Source organism: Streptosporangium sp. NPDC049644 (genome assembly GCF_040675205.1).
Taxonomy (GTDB): domain Bacteria; phylum Actinomycetota; class Actinomycetes; order Streptosporangiales; family Streptosporangiaceae; genus Streptosporangium; species Streptosporangium fukuiense.
In genome coordinates, this window is sequence record NZ_JBFAOJ010000004.1 from 22,066 (window position 1) to 43,798 (window position 21,733).

General features: G+C 70.2%; 20 protein-coding genes and 1 pseudogene. 11 read left to right on the forward strand and 10 right to left on the reverse strand.

The window, feature by feature from the left end:
* The first annotated feature begins 17 nt into the window (after positions 1-17).
* Positions 18-950 (forward strand): acyl-ACP desaturase, encoded by a 933-nt coding sequence (locus tag AB0J58_RS03085; protein WP_364209463.1) that lies wholly within the window; start codon positions 18-20, stop codon positions 948-950.
* 230 nt (positions 951-1,180) lie between these two features.
* On the opposite strand, the gene AB0J58_RS03090 is transcribed toward AB0J58_RS03085, so the two are convergent.
* The gene (locus AB0J58_RS03090) at positions 1,181-2,398 is read right to left on the reverse strand and encodes an MFS transporter (protein ID WP_364209466.1); all 1,218 of its coding nucleotides are present in this window, start codon (positions 2,396-2,398) and stop codon (positions 1,181-1,183) included.
* Between the two features lie 243 nt (positions 2,399-2,641).
* Positions 2,642-3,207: pseudogene (locus tag AB0J58_RS03095) on the reverse strand (transcriptional regulator).
* Between the two features lie 182 nt (positions 3,208-3,389).
* Between AB0J58_RS03095 and AB0J58_RS03100 the strand changes: the two are divergent.
* The 3 genes from AB0J58_RS03100 to AB0J58_RS03110 all read left to right on the forward strand — a co-directional run bounded on the left by AB0J58_RS03100 (position 3,390) and on the right by AB0J58_RS03110 (position 7,903).
* Complete coding sequence (locus AB0J58_RS03100) at positions 3,390-4,637, forward strand: ATP-binding protein (RefSeq protein ID WP_364209469.1); 1,248 nt, start codon at positions 3,390-3,392, stop codon at positions 4,635-4,637.
* 173 nt (positions 4,638-4,810) lie between these two features.
* Positions 4,811-7,549, forward strand: a complete 2,739-nt coding sequence (locus AB0J58_RS03105; RefSeq protein ID WP_364209472.1) for a LuxR family transcriptional regulator — start codon at positions 4,811-4,813, stop codon at positions 7,547-7,549.
* Positions 7,550-7,561: 12 nt separating this feature from the next.
* Positions 7,562-7,903 (forward strand): anti-sigma factor, encoded by a 342-nt coding sequence (locus tag AB0J58_RS03110; protein WP_364209475.1) that lies wholly within the window; start codon positions 7,562-7,564, stop codon positions 7,901-7,903.
* Here the strand turns inward: AB0J58_RS03110 and AB0J58_RS03115 are convergent.
* The 3 genes from AB0J58_RS03115 to AB0J58_RS03125 all read right to left on the reverse strand — a co-directional run bounded on the left by AB0J58_RS03115 (position 7,893) and on the right by AB0J58_RS03125 (position 10,123).
* Positions 7,893-8,240: a DUF1330 domain-containing protein gene (locus AB0J58_RS03115; RefSeq protein ID WP_364209478.1), complete on the reverse strand. Its 348-nt coding sequence runs from the start codon at positions 8,238-8,240 to the stop codon at positions 7,893-7,895. The two genes, AB0J58_RS03110 and AB0J58_RS03115, sit on opposite strands and share 11 nt — an antisense overlap.
* A gap of 62 nt (positions 8,241-8,302) precedes the next feature.
* The gene (locus tag AB0J58_RS03120; protein ID WP_364209481.1) at positions 8,303-8,671 is read right to left on the reverse strand and encodes a nuclear transport factor 2 family protein; all 369 of its coding nucleotides are present in this window, start codon (positions 8,669-8,671) and stop codon (positions 8,303-8,305) included.
* A gap of 204 nt (positions 8,672-8,875) precedes the next feature.
* Entirely contained in the window at positions 8,876-10,123 is a 1,248-nt protein-coding gene (locus tag AB0J58_RS03125; RefSeq protein ID WP_364209484.1) for an MFS transporter, read from the reverse strand.
* A 54-nt stretch (positions 10,124-10,177) separates the two neighbouring features.
* Here AB0J58_RS03125 and AB0J58_RS03130 point away from each other — a divergent pair, with 54 nt between their 5' ends.
* A complete protein-coding gene (locus AB0J58_RS03130) occupies positions 10,178-11,284 on the forward strand; it encodes a LacI family DNA-binding transcriptional regulator (RefSeq protein ID WP_364209487.1) in 1,107 nt (368 codons plus the stop codon).
* 9 nt (positions 11,285-11,293) lie between these two features.
* Here the strand turns inward: AB0J58_RS03130 and AB0J58_RS03135 are convergent, their stop codons facing one another.
* Complete coding sequence (locus tag AB0J58_RS03135; RefSeq protein WP_364209490.1) at positions 11,294-12,403, reverse strand: acyltransferase; 1,110 nt, start codon at positions 12,401-12,403, stop codon at positions 11,294-11,296.
* Between the two features lie 520 nt (positions 12,404-12,923).
* Positions 12,924-13,367: a helix-turn-helix domain-containing protein gene (locus AB0J58_RS03140; protein WP_364209493.1), complete on the reverse strand. Its 444-nt coding sequence runs from the start codon at positions 13,365-13,367 to the stop codon at positions 12,924-12,926.
* 131 nt (positions 13,368-13,498) lie between these two features.
* Here AB0J58_RS03140 and AB0J58_RS03145 point away from each other — a divergent pair, with 131 nt between their 5' ends.
* The 3 genes from AB0J58_RS03145 (at position 13,499) to AB0J58_RS03155 (ending at position 15,925) form a co-directional block, all read left to right on the forward strand.
* Positions 13,499-14,371 carry an aldo/keto reductase family oxidoreductase gene (locus tag AB0J58_RS03145; RefSeq protein ID WP_364209496.1) on the forward strand — a complete coding sequence of 291 codons (873 nt, stop codon included), beginning with the start codon at positions 13,499-13,501 and terminating at the stop codon, positions 14,369-14,371.
* 161 nt (positions 14,372-14,532) lie between these two features.
* Positions 14,533-15,369, forward strand: a complete 837-nt coding sequence (locus AB0J58_RS03150) for an alpha/beta hydrolase (RefSeq protein WP_364209499.1) — start codon at positions 14,533-14,535, stop codon at positions 15,367-15,369.
* Positions 15,362-15,925 carry a TetR-like C-terminal domain-containing protein gene (locus tag AB0J58_RS03155; protein WP_364209502.1) on the forward strand — a complete coding sequence of 188 codons (564 nt, stop codon included), beginning with the start codon at positions 15,362-15,364 and terminating at the stop codon, positions 15,923-15,925. The genes AB0J58_RS03150 and AB0J58_RS03155 overlap by 8 nt, the downstream gene beginning before the upstream one ends.
* A gap of 22 nt (positions 15,926-15,947) precedes the next feature.
* Here the strand turns inward: AB0J58_RS03155 and AB0J58_RS03160 are convergent, their stop codons facing one another.
* Positions 15,948-16,310, reverse strand: coding sequence for a hypothetical protein (locus AB0J58_RS03160; RefSeq protein WP_364209505.1), 363 nt, complete (start codon positions 16,308-16,310; stop codon positions 15,948-15,950).
* 101 nt (positions 16,311-16,411) lie between these two features.
* Between AB0J58_RS03160 and sigJ the strand changes: the two genes are divergently transcribed.
* Positions 16,412-17,332, forward strand: a complete 921-nt coding sequence (gene sigJ, locus AB0J58_RS03165) for an RNA polymerase sigma factor SigJ (RefSeq protein ID WP_364209508.1) — start codon at positions 16,412-16,414, stop codon at positions 17,330-17,332.
* Here the strand turns inward: sigJ and AB0J58_RS03170 are convergent, their stop codons facing one another.
* Together AB0J58_RS03170 and AB0J58_RS03175 are read right to left on the reverse strand one after the other, a co-directional pair.
* Positions 17,333-17,953, reverse strand: coding sequence for a hypothetical protein (locus tag AB0J58_RS03170; protein ID WP_364209511.1), 621 nt, complete (start codon positions 17,951-17,953; stop codon positions 17,333-17,335). It abuts the gene before it with no gap.
* A gap of 2 nt (positions 17,954-17,955) precedes the next feature.
* Positions 17,956-18,519, reverse strand: coding sequence for an RNA polymerase sigma factor (locus AB0J58_RS03175; RefSeq protein WP_364209513.1), 564 nt, complete (start codon positions 18,517-18,519; stop codon positions 17,956-17,958).
* A gap of 689 nt (positions 18,520-19,208) precedes the next feature.
* Here AB0J58_RS03175 and AB0J58_RS03180 point away from each other — a divergent pair.
* Together AB0J58_RS03180 and AB0J58_RS03185 are read left to right on the forward strand one after the other, a co-directional pair.
* On the forward strand, positions 19,209-20,675 hold the full coding sequence (locus AB0J58_RS03180; protein ID WP_364209825.1) for a SulP family inorganic anion transporter: 1,467 nt from the start codon (positions 19,209-19,211) through the stop codon (positions 20,673-20,675).
* Between the two features lie 339 nt (positions 20,676-21,014).
* Positions 21,015-21,554 carry a hypothetical protein gene (locus AB0J58_RS03185; RefSeq protein WP_364209516.1) on the forward strand — a complete coding sequence of 180 codons (540 nt, stop codon included), beginning with the start codon at positions 21,015-21,017 and terminating at the stop codon, positions 21,552-21,554.
* Positions 21,555-21,733 lie beyond the last annotated feature (179 nt).

The following is a 21,733-nucleotide window of genomic DNA, read 5'->3' on the forward strand; positions in this document are numbered from 1 at the left end:
TTTGAGGGAGAGGCCTGATGCGAAAGTTCAGTGAGACCGAGCTGCTGCTCGAACTTGAGCCCGTCGTCGCGGGAGAGCTGGACCGGCACCACAAGATGGCCAAGGAGTGGTTCCCGCACGAGTATGTGCCCTGGTCGGAAGGCCGGAACTACGACGGTCTCTTCGAGGGTGACGCCTGGGACGAGTCCGACACCGAGATCCCCGAAGAGGCCCGGATCTCCCTCATCGTCAACCTGCTGACCGAGGACAACCTCCCCAGCTACCACCACGAGATCGCCACGACCCTGGGCCGCGACGCGGCGTGGGGCACCTGGGTGCACCGCTGGACCGCCGAGGAGGGCCGCCACGGCACCGCCATCCGCGACTACCTGACGGTCACCCGCGCGGTCGACCCGGTCGCGCTGGAGCGCGCCCGGATGGTGCACATGGGCGAGGGCTTCACCAACTCCTACGAGGGCGTGCTCGCCTCGGTCGCCTACGTCTCCTTCCAGGAGCTGGCCACCCGCATCTCGCACCGCAACACCGGCAAGGCCTCCCTGGACCCGAACTGCGAGCGCCTGCTCGCCAGGATCGCCGCCGACGAGAACCTGCACATGCTCTTCTACCGGAACCTGCTCAGCGCGGCCTTCCAGCTCGCCCCCGACCAGACCATGCGCGCGGTGACCGACGTCGTCACCACCTTCCAGATGCCCGGCACCGGCATCGAGGGCTTCACCCGCAAGGCCATGACCATCGCCAACGCCGGGATCTACGACCTGCGCCTGCACATGGACGACGTGCTGCAGCCGGTCCTGCGCCAGTGGGACGTGTTCAACCTGAAGGACCTCGGCCCCGAGGGCGAGAAGGCCCGCGAGGAGCTCTCCGAATTCCTCACCCGCCTGGAGACCACCGCCTCCCGCTTCGTCGAGCGCCGCGAGGCCCGCCGCGCCCGCCAGGCCGCGAACGCCTGAAGCCCCCCGCACCCGAAGGACCGCGGAACGCGGTCCCTCTCCCTTGCCGCGCTCCGCCTCGGAGTGAGGTGAACAGCTCGAACGTGCCGCCCACGGCTGATCGAACGATCATCGCGTGTCCGATCAGCCGCATGATCCGTGTCCGACTGGACGTGTTCTTCCTGGCGTCAGGACAGGAGTGATCACCGTCCGTCCCGAGTTCTCGCAGCAGGCGGAGAGCCGGGTATGTCTCAGGCGGCCGGGGCCAGTTCGCGGGGCCGGGAGTGTTGGACGGCGGGCCTCAGGGTCCGGAGGAAGATCAGAACCAGCACGGCCGCCAGGCCGGTGGTGATCGGCGGGACCAGGAAGGCCAGGGTCTCGCCGAAGCGGTCCACGAGCTGACCGGCCACGGCGGCGCCGGTCGCGATGCCCAGGCCGATCGCGCCGGTGAGCCAGGTGAACGCCTCGGTCCTGACCTCGCTGGGCACCAGGGTCTCGACCAGCGTGTAGCCGGTGATCACCGCGGGGGCGATGACGAACCCGGCCAGGCCCGCCCCGCCGTACAGCATGGGGATGGACGTGGCGAACATCAGGACGGCGGTGGCGGCGGAGAGCAGTCCGACGCCCGCCACGAGACGGATCGGGGCACCCGCCCGCCAGCGGACGACGCCGTAGAGGATGCCGCCGACGAAGCTGGCCCCCGAGAAGGTCGCGTAGATCGACCCCGCCGTCCCTGCCTGGCCGAGTGCGGCGGTGTAGGAGGTGATGCCGACCTGGAGGCTGCCGAAGACGGTGCCGATGGCGACGAAGGCACCCGCGAGCACGGCCACCCCCCGCAGCCGGAACACCCCGCGCTGGGCACGGACCCGGACCGGCATCGGCTCGGGAGCGCCCTTGCCGACCAGGGCGAACAGCAGCGTCCCGATTACGATCATGATCAGTGCCAGCAGAAGCGCCCAGACCGGTGAGAACCCGGTCGAGATGGCCACCAGCAGCACCGGGGCGAGGGTGAAGGTCAGCTCGTCGGTGATGGACTCCAGGGCGAAGGCCACATCGAGCCTGCCCGAGCCGCCGAGCAGGTGCGCCCAGCGGGCCCGGACCATCGAGCCGATCTGCGGCACCGTGGCACCGGCCAGTGCCGCGACGACCACCAGCGCCGGGGCCGGGGCGTGGGCGGAGGCCAGCACGAGCAGCGTGCCCAGCGCGGCGGCGTGCAGACCGACCTGCGGGAACAGCACCTTCGCCTGACCGTGCCTGTCGGCCAGCCGCCCGGACCGCGGACCGGCCAGCGCTGCCGCCACCGCGGCGGCGGCAGCGGCGACACCCGCCACACCGTACGAGCCGGTGGACCACTGCACGAGCAGCAGGACGCCGAGCTGGAGCATCGCGTACGGCAGGCGCGCGGCGAACGCGGGCACGAGAAACCGCCAGGCTCCGGGGGTGCCGAGCACGGCGAGGTACGACTTCAACAGATCTCCGTCCAACATCCAGACGGAGACTCCGCCCGGCTCGGGAGCCCACCGGGGGTGGTGGGCTTCGACCGGGGTGATACCGCTGTCGCGGCCGCCGAGCGGTCATCGCACGCGTTCCTGTGGAACGCGACAACCATCTACCTTATGCCACGAACCGCTGTTGGGCCGAAGCCGGCCGCTCTCCAGCCGAGGTCGCGGGTCAATCTGCCGAACGGCCCAGGGGTCGTCGCCGGGTGGCGCCTATGCCGCCGAGCAGGGTGAGCGCCTGGCGCTGGGACTGCCGGGTTCGGCATGGTAGATGATCAGTTGCTGGCCGGGCGCGTCGCGTACGTCGAAGGCCTGATAGGTAAGGACCAGGGGACCGACGTCCGGGTGCATGAGGTGTTTCGCGTCCCGGGTCTTGCCCCGCACGTCGTGGGCGCTCCACAGGGCCGCGAACTCGCCGCTCCGCTCGGTCAGGGTCCGTACGAGCTCGCGGAGCCGGGGTGCCCGGGGTCGAAGCCGGCCGCCTGCCGCAGGTTGGCCACGGTGGCCTGGGCGGCCCAGTTCCAGCGGGTGTGGAAGTGCCGCCCGGCGGGGTCGAGGAAGGTCATCCGGGCCAGGTTGTCGGCGGGCTCGAAGGGCGAGAACAGGGCCTCGGCCAGCGCGTTGGCGGCGAGGATGTCCAGGGTGCGGTTGACGACGAACGCGGGAGTGTTCGGGTAGCCGTCCATCAGCTGGCGCAGTGCGGGACCGACCGCGTCCTGGACCTGGCCTGGAAGTGAACGGCCGGGCTCCGGCGGACGGCCGACCGGATGGGGTCTCATGTCGGCGGATACCCGGTTCAAGGGCTGAACCACAGGCCCGGACCGGAACTCCCGCACGACGTCCGACCGCCCCGAAATCTCGGCAGATTGAAAGGCAACTCTTCGGCAGATCGAAAGGACGGTGTTCGGCAGACTGAAAGGCCAACCCTCGGCAGATCGAAAGTCGATGTTACTGTTTCCCCATGCGGCAGGGGATCGAGTACACACCCAGACGTGCGACGGAGCTGGTCTGCGACGCGCTCCAGGACATGCGTGTCATCGTGCTCAACGGTGCTCGCCAGGTGGGCAAGAGCACCCTGGCCGAGCACGTCCTCGGCCAGATTCCCAACAGCGTCGCGCGTTTTCTCGACGATCCGGCCATCCGCGCGGCGGCGATCGACGACCCCGTCCGCTTCATCCGTCACGACGGCCTGATGCTCATCGACGAAGTGCAACGCGTTCCGGACCTCTGGCTTGCCATCAAGCACCTGGTCGACCGCGACCCGCGACCCGGCCGGTTCCTGCTCACCGGTTCCGCGCGCCTGCTCGCGTTGCGGAGCATCCCGGACGCGTTGCCAGGACGGTCGGAGACGATCGAACTGTGGCCGCTCTCCCAGGGGGAGATCGACAACGAGCCCGACGGGTTCGTCGACGCGGCGTTCGACCTCGGCTCCGACCTCCGGGCCGAACCGCGTGGGTTCCATCGCAAGGACTACCTGTCGCGGGCGATCAGGGGCGGCTATCCGGAAGCCGTCAGGAGAGAGGCCCCCAACCGTCGCCGCAGGTTCTTCGAGGGCTATCTCTCCGACATGATCAGCAGGGACGTCAAGCAGGTGGCCGACATCGAGCGCACCGGCGACATGCGCAGGCTCGTCGCGCTCCTCGCGGCGCAGAGCGGGGGGCTGCTCAACCTCAGCCGACTCGGGTCCGAGCTGGGCATCTCCACGCCTACCGTCCGCAGCTATGTGAAGATCCTGGAAACCATCTACCTGACCCGCCTCATCCCCGCCTGGTCGGCCAACACGACCACACGTGCCGTCGCCACCCCGAAAGTGATCTTCGTCGACACGGGTCTCGCCGGATACCTGACCACCGGAGCCGTCGGCGATTCTCTCGTCGGGGGATTGCTGGAGAATTTCGTCCTCGGTGAGATCTCCCGGCAGTTGACCTGGTCACAGACGTCCGCACGGCTTTATCACTACCGGGACCGGGATCAGTACGAGGTCGACGGCGTCATCGAGAACAATGCGGGCGAGATCATCGGCATCGAGGTCAAGGCCTCGGAAACCGTACGCTCCGACGACTTCCGAGGCCTGCGCCTCCTGCAGCGCAGGCTCGGATCCCGGCTTCGCGCGGGGTTCGTTCTCTACTGCGGCCAGGATTCCCTGAGCTTCGGTGACGGGCTCTCCTGCCTGCCGATCTCCGCATTGTGGACGACGGGCAGTAAATGATCTTCTTCAGCCGGGCGGGGACAACAGACCCGCACCCCCGAAACATGACGTATCCGGCTCGCGGCGCCGCCGCCTTCGGCGGGGGCGGCGTCGTGCTCGCTCGCTCACCACGTAGATCCCGCGCTCGGATGCTCACAAACAGGTTATTACCGGGCTAATGCCAGGATGAGGTGATGGGCGCGGGGAAGCTACACGGGAGAGAGTCCGAAGAGGACGCGATCGCCGAACTGCTGGCGGGAGCCCGGGCGGGCACCAGTTCGTCGCTGGTGCTGCGCGGCGAGCCGGGCATCGGCAAGACGGCGTTGCTCGACCACGCCGCCGCGACAGCCGGGGACATGCGACTGGTCCGCGGTACGGGGGTCGAGTTCGAGGCGGAGCTGCCGTTCTCGGGGCTGCAGTTGTTGCTGCGCCCGGCGCTCGGATCCCTCGCCGCACTGCCCGGCCCGCAGCGCGAGGCTCTGGAGGCGGCGTTCGGGCTCGGGCCCGCGGCCGGCTCCGAGCCGATGCTGGTGGGGCTGGCGGTGCTCTCCCTGCTGGCGGAGCACGCGGGCGAGGCGGGACTGCTGTGCCTGGTCGACGACGCGCAGTGGCTCGACCGGGCGTCGCGGAACGCGCTTCTGTTCGCCGCCCGGCGCCTGCACGCCGAGGGCGTGGTCATGATCTTCGCCGCCCGGGACGGCGAGGGATCCTTCCCTGCCTCCGGCCTTCCGGAGTCGCGCCTCTCCGGGCTGGCCCCGGAGGCGGCCGCTGCCCTGCTCGACCGGCATCCGCTCGCACCCGCCGTGCGCTACCGCCTGCTCGCCGAGGCCGGCGGCAACCCGTTGGCTCTGCTGGAGTTGCCGGTCGCCCTGGCCGCCGAGGGCGGCAGCGCGTTATCACCGGGGGCGCTCCCCCTCACCGGCCGCCTGCGACTGGCCTTCCACGGTCAGGTCAGCCGGATGCCGGAGGCCTGCCAGAGCCTGCTCCTGGTGGCGGCGGCCGACGAGACCGGAGAACTCGCCGTGATCCTGCGTGCCGCCGCCGCCCTGGGGGCGGCCGTCGAGGACCTGTCCCCCGCCGAGCGGGCCGGCCTGGTGCTCCGCGGTGACGCCGACGACACCGCGATCCGCTTCCGCCATCCTCTGATCCGCGCCGCCGTCTACCAGCGGGCGCCGCTCGGGCAACGCCTCGCCGCCCACCGCGCGCTCGCCGCGGCCCTCGGCTCGCCCGAACACGCCGACCGCCGGGCCTGGCATCTGGCGTCCGCCGCCACCGGAGCCGACGAGGAGGCCGCCGCCGCGCTGGAACGCACCGCCGCCCGTGCCCGCGAACGCGGCGGCCACGAGGCGGCCGCGGCGGCGTACGAACGGGCGGCCCGCCTGAGCGCCGAGCCCGCCGCCAGGGCCCATCGCGAGGCCCTGGCGGCGGAGGCGGCGCTGGAGGCGGGGGATCTGGAGCGTGCCAGAGCCCTCGGGGGCCGCGCGGCCCGGCGGCTGGACGAGGCCCCGACGGTGAATGCGCGGATCGCCCAGGTGCGGGCGCTCGCCGACTTCTGGCAGGGCTCCTACCCCGCCGCCCACCGGTTGCTGCTCGACGGCGCCGGGCTCGTCCGCGACACCGATCCGGGCCAGGCCGCCGGGTTGCTGATCCAGGCCGTGCACACCTCCTGGTACCTGGGGGAGCGGCAGCTCGCGGCGACGCTGGACCGGCTGGCCGCGCTGCCGTTGGACGACGCGGATCCACTCGCGCCGGCGGGGTCCTACCTCGCCCATCTTGACCGGGGCCGTTCCGAGCGGCCGCCACCGCTGGGCGACACCCTCGCGGCGATGCGGCGGCGGGGCCGGGCCCCCGACCAGGCGTTGACGATCCTCTGCGGAGCGGCACTCGCCTTGGGCCAGGACGCCGACGCCTACGAGCTGGCGGTCGCGCTCGCCGCCGAACACCGCGCCCGGGGCGGCGCCGGGCGGCTGCCGACGGTGCTGTTCTTCATGGTCGAGGGCGAGGTCTTCACCGGACGGCATCTGGACGCGCTCGCCACGGCGACCGAGGCGCTGGGGCTCGCCCGCGACACCGGTCAGCGGCAGTGGGTCAGCCAGTTCAGCAGCGTGCTCGCCTACCTTGACGCGGCCAGAGGGGAGGAGGCGGCCTGCCGGCGCAACGTCGAGGAGGGGCTGGCGGGGGTCACCGCCGGAGGCATCTCCCCCGGCGCGCCGTGGGCGCACTGGTCGCTCGGGCTGCTGGACCTCGGCCTCGGCCGCGCCGAGGCCGCGCTCGCCCGCTTCGAGCGCCTGACCCACGAGCCGATGCGCCATCACATCTGCGCCACCCGTTCCACGCCCGACCTGGTGGAGTCGGCCGTACGGGTGGGGGCGCCGGAACGCGCCGCCGAGCCTCTGGCGCGCTTCGAACGGTGGGCCGAGTCGGTCCGGCAGCCGTGGGCCGACGCGCTCGTGCTGCGCTGCCGTGGACTGCTCGCCGCCGACGACCAGGCCGAGGCCTGCTACACGGCGGCCCTCGAACTGCACGACCAGGACGGCCGCGCGCTGGAGTACGCCAGAACCGCGCTGCTCTACGGCGAGTGGCTGCGCAGGGCCCGGCGGAAGGCCGAGGCGCGCGGATCGCTGAACGATGCCCTGGAGGTCTTCGATCGGCTCGGCATGCGGCCGTGGGCCGAGCGCACCCGCGGCGAGCTCGCCGCGACCGGCGCCCAGGACCGGGGCGCCAGGCCCGCCGAAGGCGTGGCCGCCGACCTCACCCCACAGGAACTTCAGATCGCCCGGCTCGCCGCTCAGGGCCTGTCCAACCGCGACATCGCCGCGCGGCTCTTCCTCAGCCACCGGACGGTCGGCTACCACCTCTACAAGGCCTATCCCAAGCTCGGCGTCGCCTCCCGGAGCGAGCTCAAGGATTTCGCCGATCGGCCGGGGCTGTGAGATCCTGCCTCGATGAGTACTCCGGAACAGGTGCTACCTGGGCAGATGCTCACCGTGGACGTCGACGAGGTCCCGCCGATCGAGCTGGGTCCCGGTGTCCACGTACGGGCGCTCCCGGGCCTGCCGGGGATCAGGACATGGGTGATCGACATCGCTCCGGGTATGGGATGGCCGGGTCCGGATGTCCACGAGACCTACGGCGAGGTGTACTTCGTCGTGAGCGGCGAGGTCATCGAGGGAGACCACATCCACGGCCCGGGCACCTACGTCGCCTTCGGCCCGGAGACGAGCCACCGTCCCCGTACGGAGACCGGCGTGCGTGCCTTCGGCTTCAACTACGACGTCACCGCCTGAGTCCCCTCCTGAGCTCGGCGGCCTTCGCGGACGCGTCATGGCCGGGCCCGACGCCTTCGACGATGATCACCTCGCCCTCCAGATGGTCTGCTCGCAGCGGCAGGATCGCCTGGTAGGCGGCCGACTCGTACCAGTCCCGGGCGTTCTGCCCCGACGGGAACTCAAGCATGATGACGCTCCCGGGCCACCGGCCCTCACGGACGTCCACCGCTCCTCCGTGGACGACGAAGCGGCCGGAGAACGGTTCCATCGTCGGCTGGATCCTTTCCATGTACTCCAGCACCTCCGGATGGAGCTCCTCCGGGTCACGAAGATGCGCGATCACATAGGCGGTCATGGTTTCCCCTCTGTTCCGTGGACGACCGGGGCGGACCGGCCCGGCGGCCCGCCCCGAGGTGTTCAGGCTCCGGCCGGCACCTTGTCGAGAAAGCCGAGCACCTGGCTGATCCGCCCGTCGTCACCGATCACCGCGACGTCGAAGCCGATGACGATCGGCTCGGCGCCCTCGTGTCCCAGGTGCCAGGTGAAGCGCGCGATGTCGTGGTGGGCGTCCACGGCGCCGCCGAGGCCGAAGACCAGCCCGCCGAACTGACCCTGGACCGCCGCGATGGTGGCGTCGAGCCCGTCCCGGCCCCGAACGGAGACCAGCGGGTCGGTGTACACCGCGTCCTCGGCGAAGACCTCCGCCAGAACGGCCTGCCGCGCGGCGGCGTCGGTCTCGTTCCACGCGGCGAGGTAGCGCTGGACCAGCTCGTTCATGTCGCTCATGTCTCTCTCCTCAGTGGTCGTGCTCTCTTGTGACCACCAAGTTAGGAGGACGGGAACGACGGGGAATCTGACACGCTTAAGTACTTTCGCGCACGCCTTCAGTAGTCCGTCCCGTGAACGCCGGGAAGCGAACGATCTCCTTCGACCAGGCGAGATGACCGGCACTGCGAGCCATCCGGGAAGGTCGGCCTGATGGCCGGGCTGTCATGGGGTGCGGCCGGAGGCCTGCTTCGCAGGGGAGAGGTCTCCGGGGTCCCACCAGGAGCCGGTGCGGGCGGCCGATCGCAGGGCGGGCCAGGACAGGGCCGCGAGGGCGGCGGCCAGGGCGGCGACGGCCGCCATCGCACCTGACAGGCCGGTGGCCTCGGCCCAGCGCCCGACGTAGCCGGGACCGGCGAGGAAGCCGAGGTAGGCCACGGTGGACACCACGGATGTCGCCCTCCCCCTGGCGGCCTCGCCGACCTGGGCGGCGACGACGCCCATCAGCATGGGGAAGAGCACCGCCGTACCGGCGGCGGCCAGGGCCAGCCCGAGCAGGACCACCGGGACGGACCTCGCGCCGGACACCAGCAGGGTCCCGGCCGCGGCCGTCGCGGCGCCGGAGACGAGCACGGTCGTGGCGTGCCGGGAACCGAGCGCGCCGGCGGCGAAGCGGGTGAGGGCGACGACGGCGGCGAAGACCGCCGGACCGGCCGAGGCGAGCGCGGGACCGGCGTCGGCCACATCCGCCAGGTAGACCGCGCCCCAGCTCTGGTGGGCGTTCTCCACCGCGAAGGCCAGCGCGCCCAGCCCGCCGACCACGAGCAGCGGGAACAGCCGCGTCCCTCTCCCGCCTGATCGGCCTGCCTCGTCCCGGTACCGCTCGCCGCCCCGGACGGCCCCCGCCGCGACCGGGGCGCCCCGCGCATCGGCGACGACACCGAGCGCCGCGCCGGTCGCGGCGACCGCGACCAGCAGGAACGGTACGACGACCGGCGCTCCCAGGGCACCGAGCAGCCCGGCGGAGAGGCTGCCGACCACCACCAGGGCGGAGAAGGTGCCGTGCGCGCGGGTGATGACCGGCCTGCCGGAGGCCCGTTCCGCCGAGCCCGCCGCCGCGTTGATCGCGACGTCCGCCGCACCCGAGGAGGCACCGAGCAGGGCCAGCCCCGCCGACAGGCTCCAGAGGTCGCGTCCGGCCACGGCCACCAGCGTCCCCGCCGCGCCGAGCGTCACCAGCAGCAGCGCGGCGACCCGGAGCCCCCAGCGGTCGACCGCCCTGCCGGTGACGAGCATCGCGGGCAACGCCCCCGCCCCGATGAACAGCAGCGCCGTACCGAGTTGCCCGTCGCCGAGCTCCGCCTGGGCGCGGATCGCGGGCACCGAGGCACCCCACACTCCCCAGAAAGCACCGAACGCGGCAAAGCCCGCATAGGCCGTACGCGGCCGGGCGCCGCCACTCTCCACCGACACGTGTGTAACGATACACAAACCTCTTGTGTATCGATACACAGATATCCTCGGCCCATGAGCGGACGGACGGCACGACGCCGGGTGACCATGGCGGAGGTCGCCCGCGCGGCAGGAGTGTCCGTGATGACCGTCTCGTACGCCTACGGCCAGCCAGGACGGGTCTCCGACGAGGCGCGGGCCAGGGTCCGCGAGGCCGCCGAACGCCTCGGTTATCCGGGCCCGCACCCCGGCGCGCGGTCACTGCGCCGAGGCCGCACCGGCAACCTGGGCGTCGTCCTCGGCGAGCACCTCACCTACGCCTTCGACGACCCGCAGGCGACCCGCTTCCTGTCCGGCGTCGCCCAGGTCTGCGCCGACCACGGCATGGCCCTGACGCTCGTCCCGGTCACCGGAGCCCCCTCCGACGTCGACCGGGTCACCGAGGCGGCCGTCGACGCCTTCGTGGTCTGGACGACCGCCGACGACGACCCCGTCATCGACGCCATCGCCGCCACCGGCCTGCCCGCCGTGATCCACGGCGGCCCGCTCCGCGAGGGCCTGTCCTTCGTGGCCGCCGACGACCGCGCCGCCGCCACGGCGGTGGGCCGCGAGGTCTTCGCGGGGGCACGACGTCCTGGAGTGCTGAGCTTCCCCCTCGACCGCGGCCGGATCTCCCAGGTCGCCTTCGGCACCCGGGGCTCCCCCGAAACCGCCTCGGACGGCGCGTCCCCTGGAGTCGACCCCGACGCCTCGACCTTCCGGGTCACCCGGCAGCGGCTGCGCGGCTACCGCGACGCCTGGGCCTCCACCGGCGGCGACTGGTCACAGGTCCTGGTCGCCGTCTGCTCCACCAACAGCGCGCACGAGGCCGAAGCCCTCGCGGCCGAGCTGCTCACCGGCCCGTACGCCTGCGACGCGATCGCCGCGATGAGCGACGAGCTGGCCCTCGGCGCGCTGCGCACCGCCGCCCGGCTGGGCCTGAGCGTCCCCGGCGACCTCACCCTCAGCGGCTGGGACGACTCCGACACGGCCACCCCCGCCGGGCTCACCACGATCGCCCAGTCCCTCCGCGACCAGGGCGCCCACTGCGCCCGCACCGCCCTTGGCCACCCCGCCCCCGCCGGCCGGAGCGCCGACGTCTCCTGGCACCTGATCAGCCGCGCCTCCACCCGGCGGCCCTGAAAGGCGGCGTTACCGAGCCGCCGGGGTGAGGAGCCGTTTCATCAGGGGGGCCAGCGGGCGTTCGACCAGGATGTGGATGGCGTAGGCCACCAGGCACATCAGCGTCACCATGCCGGTCAGCAGCACGTAACGCTGCACGACGTCGCCGAGCCGGTCGAAGATGACAAAGCCGACGTGCGCGTGGATCAGGTACAGCGGGTAGGTCAGGGCTCCGGCGACGGCGAACCAGGGGCGGCCGAGCCGCCGGGTGACGCGGAGCGAGACGAGGAACAGCACGATGAAGATCGCGACGATGACGGCGACGACGACGGAGCTCTCGATCTCGGTGCGGTAGCGGGTGCCCACCTTGCCGGCGAACTCGATACCCCGGTAGACGGCGTTGCCGAAAGAGATCAGCACGATCGCGGCGAGCTGCGCCGACAGGCCGAACCGGTAGAGCAGGCACAGGGCCATGCCCGCGATGAAGTAGTGCGAGAACTGCGACTGCACCACCAGGTCGGCCACCGAATGGACCGGGGCGGGAAGCACCCCGCTCTGCAGCAGGAAGGTCAGCGCCAACCAGCCCCACAGCACCCCGACGACCCGGCTTCGGGTGATGCCGATCCAGGCGAGCACGAAGACGAGCGCGTAGAACCTGATCTCGGCCCACAGCGTCCAGTAGACGACGTCGATGTTGGGAATGTCGGGCAACGAATTGAACATCGTCAGATTGGCCAGATACTGCACGAGCGTGACGGGGTACCTGCCCATGCTCAGCGTGGCGGAGACCAGCGCGGTAATCGTCACCGCGACCCAGAAGGCCGGATAGAGACGGACGATCCGGGACACCAGAAAGGCTCCCGGACGACGGTTCCAGGCACTGAGCAGCACGACGAAACCGCTGATCAAGAAGAACATGTCAACGCCCAGGTAACCGAACCTGGCGATCTCACTCCCCGCCGGAAAACCGATCCGGATCGCACCGCCCGCGTACCCGGAGAAGACGTAGTGGTATATCGCCACGGAGACGGCCGCGGCGATCCGGAGCGCATCGATTTCGTAGAGCCGGTCGCGATTCGGGGCACGGTTCCACCCGACCCCTGAAACCAGGCCGGGAGACCTGTCGCTCTCCGCGACCATACTCCGAGAGGGGGAAGGGTTCACTTGACCTCGGCCATCAAACGCTAGCTCTTCGTACGGACAGGCGAAGGGCAGCCTCAGCGCCGATATCCCTCGGACGGCCCACCCCTACTTATCGATATCGGTTGGACACTTTGCCATATCCGTCAGGGGTGCGCCGATAAACAGCGGATTCCGATGATGTCGCCGCCATTCAGGGTAGCCATCGAATCGGCATCCGGTCTCGAACATCGACGAACCGTTCGAGATCCTTGATAGTCCATTCGGACCTATCAGACAAATCATGGCATAAAAATTATCGAACCTGAATATCCCTCAAAATCCCAGGCGGCCGCATTTTCCGTAATCAAAAGTGAAAGATCTTGCATAATTACCCGCCGACGCAATGACGCCACCTTTCAGCGCCGTGCATCGAAGAAGGAGACCGGGCGCCGCAACCGCCCGAGGCGTCCACCTCGACGTCGACGAGCCGGAGTGGCGGATGGAGGGAGCGGCCGATGTCGCGTCTCCGCTCCTTGGTTCAGGTGGTGCGGGTGTCGTACGTCGCGCGGTTGGCGAGCACATCGTCCATGTGCGTCTCGGCCCAGCCCTTGAGGCCGCGCATCATCTGGTGCAGCGAGAGACCGAGGTCGGTCAGCTCGTAGGAGACCGTGACGGGCACGGTCGGCGTCGCGGTGCGGGTGATCAGACCGTCACGCTCCAAGGAGCGCAGCGTCTGAGTGAGCATCTTCTGACTGACGCCGGCCAGCAGGCGGGCCAGCTCCGAGTAGCGCATCGACCGGGGCTCGCCGGCGCAGTCGGCACCGAACCGATGCGAGCCGTCGCTGCCCAGCGCGGCCAGGACCAGCGTGACCCATTTGTCGGAGATCCGGTCGAGCAGCTGGCGGCTAGGACACGCCGCCAGGAAAGCGTCATATTCCGCCTTGGCCTGTGCCCTCTTCTGGGCCGCCGTCGTCGTCGCCATCGACCGCTCCTCTAACCCGTGGGTGCTTTACGCACTCCGAAGTGCCTACTTCCTGTCAGGAAGTTACCTACCCATACTGATGCAACGAGCCGTTATGCACCACCACCCGGCCCAACACGAAAGACAGAGGCATGAGCACGCTCTCCACTTCGCTTCCCGGCGGCACCTGGGCCCTGGGCGACCTGACCGTCACCCGGTTCGGCTACGGCGCCATGCAGCTCGCCGGCCCCGGGGTCATGGGCCCGCCCGCCGACCACGACAGCGCACTCGCGGTCCTCCGCGAGGTCGTCGACCTCGGAATCACCCATATCGACACCGCCGACGCCTACGGACCGCGCGTCACCAACCAGCTGATCCGTGAAGCGCTGCACCCTTACCCCGAATCGCTGCACATCGTGACCAAGGTCGGCGCGACCCGCGACGAACACGGCGGCTGGCCCCCGGCCCGACGGCCCGAAGACCTGCGCCGCGCCGTCCACGAGAACCTTGAGATCCTCGGCCTCGAGGTGCTCGACCTGGTCAACCTCCGACTCGGCAACGCCCAGGGACCCCAACCCGGCTCACTCGCCGAGCCCTTCGAGACGCTCGTCGAACTCCAGCGGCAGGGCCTGATCCGCCACCTCGGAGTCAGCAACGCGACGGCGGAACAGGTCGCCGAGGCACAGGCGATCGCACCGATCGTGTGCGTGCAGAACATGTACAACCTCGCCTACCGCCAAGACGACGAGCTGGTCGACGAGCTCGCCGAAGAGGGCATCTCCTACGTGCCCTTCTTCCCGCTCGGCGGCTTCAGCCCGCTGCAGTCCTCGGCGCTGTCGGCCGTGGCCGCCCGGTTGGATGCGACGCCGATGTCCGTCGCCCTGGCCTGGTTGCTGCGCCGGTCGCCGAACATCCTGCTGATTCCCGGCACCTCGTCGGTGGCGCACCTGCGCGAGAACGTCGCCGGCGCCGGCCTCTCGCTCTCCGACGAGGAGCTCGCCGAGCTGGACAAGATCGGCCGCTAGCGGGGTATCCGCTCCTCGTGACAGGCGTACGGCCTCGTCTTCGCGGTCCGCACCGGCGTCGCTTCGAGCGTCGGTGGCCGTGCCGGGGGTCTCGCCGTTGACGGGTTTGGCTAATTAGATTAGCTTTCAGCTAACAGAGTTAGCCAAACCTGGGAGATGTCGTGACCGAGTACCTTGCCGTCGACGGCGGCACGATCGCTTACGAGGTGGCGGGGTCCGGCCCGCTCATCGTCCTCGCCCATGGCATGGGCGACAGCCGCGCCGCGTACCGTGCGGTGATCCCGCCGCTGGTGGCGGCGGGTTATCGGGTCGCCGCGGTCGACCTGCGCGGCTGCGGTGAGTCCAGCGTCGGCTGGCCGTCCTGGAGCCGCACCGACGTCGCCGGCGACCTGCTCGCCGTGATCCGCCACCTGGGCGGCCCGGCCGTGCTCGTCGGCCACTCGTTCTCCGGCGGCGCCGCCACCATCGCCGCGGCGCGGGAGCCCTCGCTGGTCACCGCGGTCGTCGAGCTGGCGCCGTTCACCCGCAAGCAGTCGATCAGCCTCGGCGACCTGCGGGTGCGGCGCTTCCGGCAGGGCATGCTGCGGCTGCTCGGCACGGCCGTGTTCGGCAGCGTGCCGCTCTGGCGCTCGTACCTCGACGTGGCCTACCCCGGTGTGAAACCGGCCGGCTGGGCCGAGCGGCTCGGCCGCGTCGACTCCCTGATGCGCGAGCCGGGCCGGATGAAGGCCATGCAGGGCATGGGCCGCAGCGCCCCGGCCGACGCCGGCGCGCGGCTCGGCGACGTCCGCTGCCCCGTCCTGGTCGTGATGGGCACGCTCGACCCCGACTGGGCCGACCCGCACGCCGAGGGTTCGGCGATCGTCGACGCCCTGCCGTCCGGCCTCGGTCGCCTTGAGATGATCGAGGGCGCCGGGCACTACCCGCACGACCAGTTCCCCGACCAGGTGGTCTCGCTCGTGCTCTCCTTCCTCCGATCGGACGCCGCTCGTGCCTAGGGCCGGCCTGGACCCGGCGGCCGTGGTCGCGGCCGGTGCCGCCCTCGCCGACGAGGTGGGCCTCGCCAACCTGACGATGGGTCTGCTGGCCGAGCGGGTGGGCGTGCGTACCCCGTCCCTGTACAAGCACGTGGGCGGCCAGGAGGACCTCAACCGGCGCATCGCGGCCTTGGCGCTGAACGAGGCCGCCGACGCCGTCGGCGGCGCGATCCAGGGGTACGCGGGCCGCGACGCCCTGGCGGCCGCGGCGCGCGCCTTCCGCGCCTTCGTCCTGGAGCACCCCGGCCGGTACGCCGCGACGATCGGCATCGAACCGTCCGGCCCGGACGATCCGCTGGCCGTCGCGGGCCGGCGGCTGCTCGGCGCGTTCACGGCGGTCCTGCGCGGCTACCAGATCGCCGAGTCCGACATGGACCACGCTCTGCGCATGCTCCGCAGCCTCTGGCACGGCTTCGCCACGTTACAGGCGTCCAACGGCTTCCAGTGGAGCGCCGACATCGACGAGAGCTTCGAGTGGCTGATCGCCTTCGCCGACCGGGGCCTGCGCGCTGGTTGAGAACGCCGCCGACGATCGGACTTCAGCGTCGCGCCAGCGCCAGCACGCTCAGTCCGAACATCAGGACGCCCAGAGGGAGATGGACCGACGGTACGTGCGCGATGCCGAGCACGACCTGGACCGAGGCGAGGACAAGGAAGCCGGACGCGTGCCAGACGGGCCGGGGGGAGCCGCCGCCCGGCTTCCACGCCAGCACCGCCGCGAGCACGTACAGCATCGACGCCCCGTACATCACGCGGGCTCCGACACTGTGCAGCGTCTCTCCGTAGGACGAGGTCAGCAGCAGTCCGGCGGAGACCGCTTGAAGGAAGATGGTCAGGGTCTGCAGGGTGATCGCGATCTGCAGAAACGAGAAGCGGCGCTGTGCCGTCGCCTGGGTCGCCATGCCACGGTCCCCTTTTCCGCCCGGGGGCAGTAGGTCGATAAGGTCTCACCGGTCCGACGACGCGGGCCCGCGAAAGGTAAGGCGAGGAGGCGGCCGGGAGCATGGGGACGGCTGGGACGAGCGCCGACGAGATGGCCGGTGAGCGACGCCAACTGATCAATGTCGCCTACCGGTTGCTCGGTTCGCTGGCCGAGTCCGAGGACGCCGTACAGGAGGCCTACGCGCGCTGGTACGCGCTGCCACGAAGTCGGCAGGACGAGATCGTCTCCCCCGGCGCCTGGCTGACGACGGTGACCGGCCGCATCTGCCTGGACGTGCTCGGCTCGGCGCGAGCCCGGCGTGAACGCTATGTCGGCGCGTGGTTGCCCGATCCGCTGCCCGACCAGGCCGAGTGGGACCACGGCCATGGCAGCGACCCCGCCGACCAGATGGTCCTGGACGAATCGGTGAACATGGCCTTCCTCGTCGTCCTGGAGTCGATGACACCCGCCGAGCGGGTGGCGTTCGTCCTGCACGACGTCTTCCGGTACCCCTTCGCCGAGATCGCCGGCATCCTCGGCCGGACCCCTGCGGCCTGTAAGCAGCTCGCGGCCTCCGCCCGGCGGCGGGTGCGCGTCGCGCGAGCTCCGGTGGCGGCGGCCGGGCAGGCCGACGCGGTGCGGCATGTCAAAAAGGCATGGGAGACCAGGGACATCGCGGCCCTTGTCGACCTCCTCGCCCCGGCCGCCGTGATGACCGCCGACGGCGGCGGCATGGTCGATACCGTCCTGCGTCCGATCGAAGGCGGTGCGCGTATCGCCCGGTACATGGTCGCCATCGCCGACAGGGCTCCGGGGTTCGAACTCCTGGAGCGGTCGGTCAACGGTGTGCCGGGCCTGGTGGCCCAGCGTGCCGGCGTCGTCATGACCGTGGCCTCGTTCGATGTCGCAGACGGCCGCGTCACCCGGATCTGGGCGGTCCGCAATCCGGAAAAACTGCGCCCGTGGGTGCGGGACGGCGGACTTGTCCAGCCGGTCGTGTGACTAGCCGGCGTCCTCGATGGGTGTGCACGGCCTCACGGGTGTGCCCGCCTGGGCCAGCCAAGCGCCGAGTCGCCAGGACACCTCCGCGCCCTCGTCCTCCTCGCGGAACTCCAGCACGAGCGTCTCGTCGGGATCGATGTACTCCGGGAAGATCTGGATCTCACGTACGGAGATCGGCCGGGTGACCTTGGGCGAGCGCCACTCGTTCATGAGCGAACGCAACTCGTCCGGATCGGTGACGGGCTGCCCGTTGTAGGCCGCGTCCACGCTGCTGAACCGGCCGTCCGCGCACCGCGTGTTCGGGGCCAGAAACGCCACGTCGGCCTTGATCCCGGCCTCGCCCAGCTTGGCCTGCAGTCCCGTGGGGTCGCGCAGTTCGTTGACGGTCATCGTGATCGTGCCGTCGGGGCTCCTGGTCACCGCGTACGCGGGGGTTCCGGTCCCGGCGATCAGCGGTGTGACGGCGGTCACCGCCGCGACACCGGCCGCCACCAGCAGCCGGGGAGCGGTGACGACGCGCCGCCGGGTGTGCATCCCGTTCAGTAGCCGCCGCCTCGCTCCGGCGAGATCCTCCGGGGTGGCCGGTGGAACGGTCTCCCACATGGTCTTCAGTTCGTCCATCGTCATTCTCCTTGTTCCAGGGCTTGGCGGATCTGGGTACGGGCCCGGTTGAGCCGCGAGGCGACGGTGCCCAGGGGGATGGCCAGTGCGTCGGCGACCTCCTGGTAGCTCAGTTCGGCCCAGGCGACGAGCAGCAGCACGTCGCGATCGGCCCGTTTGAGCCCCAGCAGGGCCCGCGCCAGCGGCCGGTTGACGGCCAGGGTGTTGACCCCGTCCTCGACCTGCGAGCCCGGTATCTCCGCCGGATGCACGCCGCTGCGGATGTACGCCCGGTAGAGGCTCCTCTCGGTGCGCCGCCGTTTGCCGATCACGTTGGAGGCGATGCCGTACAGCCACGGGCGGGCGTCGGGGCGGCCCCGGTCATAATCGCCCCGGCGCTGGAAGGCGGCCAGAAAGGTGTCGGCCACGACGTCCTCCGCCTCGCCGGGTCCCAGTCGCCTGGTCACGTAGCGGTGCAGCAGCGGCGCATGCCGGTCGAACAGGACGGCGAAGCTCTCCGGCTCGTTCAGCGACCTCTCGATGAGGGTCGCGTCATCGCTCTCGACGACTTCGCGGGTGATTGTCATGCATATTGGCCTTTCCTGGCGTATGCGGTCACCTGTACTTACCGCGCCAGGCCGGAAAGCTTCACGCGCCATTCGGCAGTCCGGCTGGTGACCCCGCACGACCACGTCCTACGCCCGGTCCGCGCACGCTCATCGACGGCATGCCGACCCGGCTGGACCTCCCCGAGCGCTGCTGGAGGTGTTCGGCGGACGCGATGTGGGTCGCGCTGCCGTACGGACTCGTGCGACAGCGACGGGGGTGGCCTGCACGCCATCTCACCTGCGAATGCCTGGCCGGTTCTCCGCCCGGCCCCACCGGGTAGAGTCAGCGTGCGTGGAGAACGGCCCCGTAGCGCCGTCTGCTCACCGATACGGGTGTGAACCCGGCCGTGCCCGCGGACGGTCACATTCCAGATGACGTCCCAGGCGAAGACCACCGATACCCAGTGGGAGAGAGCGTGCGCACAGCCATGATGCCGGGCCGCGCCGCCTGCCCGCCGTGACACTTCGCCCGTGATCCTTCGCCCAGGCTGAGCCGGCCCTCGGCTCCGTGACGACTTCCGCCCGCCGCTGTCGTGGGCGATCCGCAGGTGGCCACCCCGGTCTCCCGCGCGTTTTTCCCCCGCGCGTTCCCGTATCGACGGGGACGCGCCCGAGCACGACAGGTTCATCTCCCCTTGCAGACTTCCCCGCTGTCCCCGGTCGCGCGACTGCGCGGTTTCCGGCCGTCCTGGCTGTCTCCGAAGGTCGCGCGCACCGAGGTGCTGGCCGGCCTGGTGGTGGCCCTGGCGCTGATCCCCGAGGCGATCTCGTTCTCCGTCATCGCCGGGGTCGACCCCTCGGTCGGGCTGTTCGCCTGCTTCACCATGGCCGTCACGATCGCCGTCGTCGGCGGTCGCCCGGCGATGATCTCCGCGGCGACCGGTGCCGTCGCCCTGGTCATCGCTCCGCTCAACCGGGAACACGGCCTGGGTCACCTGGTCGCCGCGGTCATCCTCGCCGGCGTCATCCAGGTGGTCCTGGGCTCCCTGGGGGTGGCCAAGCTGATGCGGTTCGTGCCGCGCTCGGTGATGGTCGGGTTCGTCAACGCGCTGGCCATCCTCATCTTCGCCGCGCAGATCCCGGAGATGCGGGACGTCCCCTGGGCCGTCTACCCCCTGGTCGCCGGTGGCCTGGCCCTGATGGTGTTCTTCCCGAGAATCACCAAGGCGGTTCCGGCGCCGTTGGTGTCGATCGTCATCCTGACCGTCATCACGGTGGCCGCCGGGATCGCGGTGCCGACCGTGGGCGACCGGGGCGTGCTGCCCTCCTCGCTGCCGGTCCCGGGCCTGCCCGACGTGCCGTTCACCCTGGACACCCTGAAGCTGATCGCCCCGTACGCGCTGGCGATGGCGCTGGTCGGGCTGATGGAGTCGTTGATGACCGCCAAGCTCGTCGACGACCTCACCGACACCCGCTCAAGCAAGACCCGCGAATCGATCGGGCAGGGCGTCGCCAACATCGTCACCGGCCTGTTCGGCGGCATGGGCGGCTGCGCCATGATCGGCCAGACCATGATCAATGTGAAGAACGGGGCCCGCACTCGGCTGTCGACGTTCCTGGCCGGGGTTTTCCTGATGGTGCTGTGCATCGCCTTCGGGCCGCTCGTCTCCCGGATCCCGATGGCCGCACTGGTCGCGGTGATGGTCCTGGTCGCCTTCGGCACCTTCGCCTGGCGCTCCATCGCCCCCGCCACCCTCAGGCGGATGCCAGCCGGTGAGATCACCGTCATGGTCGTCACCGTCGCGGCCGTGATCGCCACCCACAACCTGGCCATCGGCGTGGTCCTCGGCTCCCTCACCGCTATGGTCATCTTCGCCAGGCGCGTCGCCCACCTGGTCAATGTCACCGCCGTCACCGACCCAGCGGGCCACCAGGTCGTCTACTCCGTCACCGGAGAGTTGTTCTTCGCCTCCACCAACGACTTGATCCATCAGTTCGACTACTCGGGCGACCCCGACAGGGTGGTCATCGACCTGACCGGCGCGCACATCTGGGACGCCTCCTCCGTCGCGGCCCTGGACGCCGTCACCACCAAGTACGAGGCCCGCGGCAAGACGGTCGAGATCATCGGCCTCAACCCGCACAGCGCCAGGATGCACGACACCCTCAGCGGAGAACTCACCGGCGGCCACTGAACCGGCGTCGAACCAGGCCTTGTCGCGAGAACCGCCCGGCTCGCGGAACCTCGAAGCCGGACCTTGCATACAGCGGCGCCCCGACTCCACCGTTTCCCGGCTCGTCATAAGTGACCGGGTGTGGGGGTGACGGGGCGGGCGTTCGGAAGCGCCGCCGAGTTCATGGCCGTCCCTCCCCGATGCCTTCCTTCGCTGACCGGATCCGGGCAGCCAAGGAAGGACAAGGTTCCCAACATTTCAGACCTTCCCGCTCCGGGATCTTGTTCGCTGAAACGTGCCTTGTGAGGGTCGTTTCATGGCGAGATCCGCCACTGGTACGACCGTGGAAAGGGAAGGTCCATGAAGGCGACGCTCATCAGGCGGGTAACCGCCGTGACCGCACTCGTCGCGGTGGGACTGCTGTCGACGGGGACCACCACCAACGCCGCGATACTGGACGACGCTCCACTCCGCACCGACGTCATCCAGGTCGCAGCGGGCACTGACGGCACGCCGACTGTTACGCCGCAGGCATCGAACGAGAGCACAGAGGCCGAAGCGGCCGGCGCCCTGGTGACCGTGAGTCCCAGCGCCGAGTACACGGAGGACCCGCTCGGCATCGGGCGCGTCGCCTGGACACAGCGCTGCCCGGCCTCCAGATTCTGCACCACTCAGGTGGGGAGCGGTAATCAGAACATTGGATTTCAATTCTACAGGTGCACCGAGTACGCCCTGACCAATTGGGGCGTCAACGGCGACCGAAACAGTTTGGTGTACAACAATCAGAACGTCACCGTGAAGTACCTCAACCAGCGACACGCTGAGATTCAGTCGACCCCTCCAGGCTATTTCGAAATAATAGATTTCAAGCCGGTGTGGTATATCAGTCTCTGCAACTGACCTCGATCTTCCTGTCCTCGGCAGGGACGGCCGTCTCGGGGTTATGGCAGATCACGAACCGTTCGTGCTCGCCGACCTTGACCTCGAGGTCTGGTCTCCGCGAAGCGCGAGACCCCGCCCTGTACGGAGAGCGGGGTCTCGTGGCGAGTCCGGCCGATCGGAGGGGCCGGGGGCGCCGT

Bases quoted from the DNA above. Each gene is read 5' to 3' on its own strand.
- AB0J58_RS03085 (WP_364209463.1), top strand. From the start codon at position 18: ATGCGAAAGTTCAGTGAGACCGAGCTGCTGCTCGAACTTGAGCCCGTC.
- AB0J58_RS03100 (WP_364209469.1), top strand. From the start codon at position 3,390: ATGCGGCAGGGGATCGAGTACACACCCAGACGTGCGACGGAGCTGGTC.
- AB0J58_RS03105 (WP_364209472.1), top strand. From the start codon at position 4,811: ATGGGCGCGGGGAAGCTACACGGGAGAGAGTCCGAAGAGGACGCGATC.
- AB0J58_RS03110 (WP_364209475.1), top strand. From the start codon at position 7,562: ATGAGTACTCCGGAACAGGTGCTACCTGGGCAGATGCTCACCGTGGAC.
- AB0J58_RS03115 (WP_364209478.1), bottom strand. From the start codon at position 8,240: ATGACCGCCTATGTGATCGCGCATCTTCGTGACCCGGAGGAGCTCCAT.
- AB0J58_RS03120 (WP_364209481.1), bottom strand. From the start codon at position 8,671: ATGAGCGACATGAACGAGCTGGTCCAGCGCTACCTCGCCGCGTGGAAC.
- AB0J58_RS03130 (WP_364209487.1), top strand. From the start codon at position 10,178: ATGAGCGGACGGACGGCACGACGCCGGGTGACCATGGCGGAGGTCGCC.
- AB0J58_RS03135 (WP_364209490.1), bottom strand. From the start codon at position 12,403: ATGGTCGCGGAGAGCGACAGGTCTCCCGGCCTGGTTTCAGGGGTCGGG.
- AB0J58_RS03140 (WP_364209493.1), bottom strand. From the start codon at position 13,367: ATGGCGACGACGACGGCGGCCCAGAAGAGGGCACAGGCCAAGGCGGAA.
- AB0J58_RS03145 (WP_364209496.1), top strand. From the start codon at position 13,499: ATGAGCACGCTCTCCACTTCGCTTCCCGGCGGCACCTGGGCCCTGGGC.
- AB0J58_RS03160 (WP_364209505.1), bottom strand. From the start codon at position 16,310: ATGGCGACCCAGGCGACGGCACAGCGCCGCTTCTCGTTTCTGCAGATC.
- sigJ (WP_364209508.1), top strand. From the start codon at position 16,412: ATGGGGACGGCTGGGACGAGCGCCGACGAGATGGCCGGTGAGCGACGC.
- AB0J58_RS03170 (WP_364209511.1), bottom strand. From the start codon at position 17,953: ATGGACGAACTGAAGACCATGTGGGAGACCGTTCCACCGGCCACCCCG.
- AB0J58_RS03175 (WP_364209513.1), bottom strand. From the start codon at position 18,519: ATGACAATCACCCGCGAAGTCGTCGAGAGCGATGACGCGACCCTCATC.
- AB0J58_RS03185 (WP_364209516.1), top strand. From the start codon at position 21,015: ATGAAGGCGACGCTCATCAGGCGGGTAACCGCCGTGACCGCACTCGTC.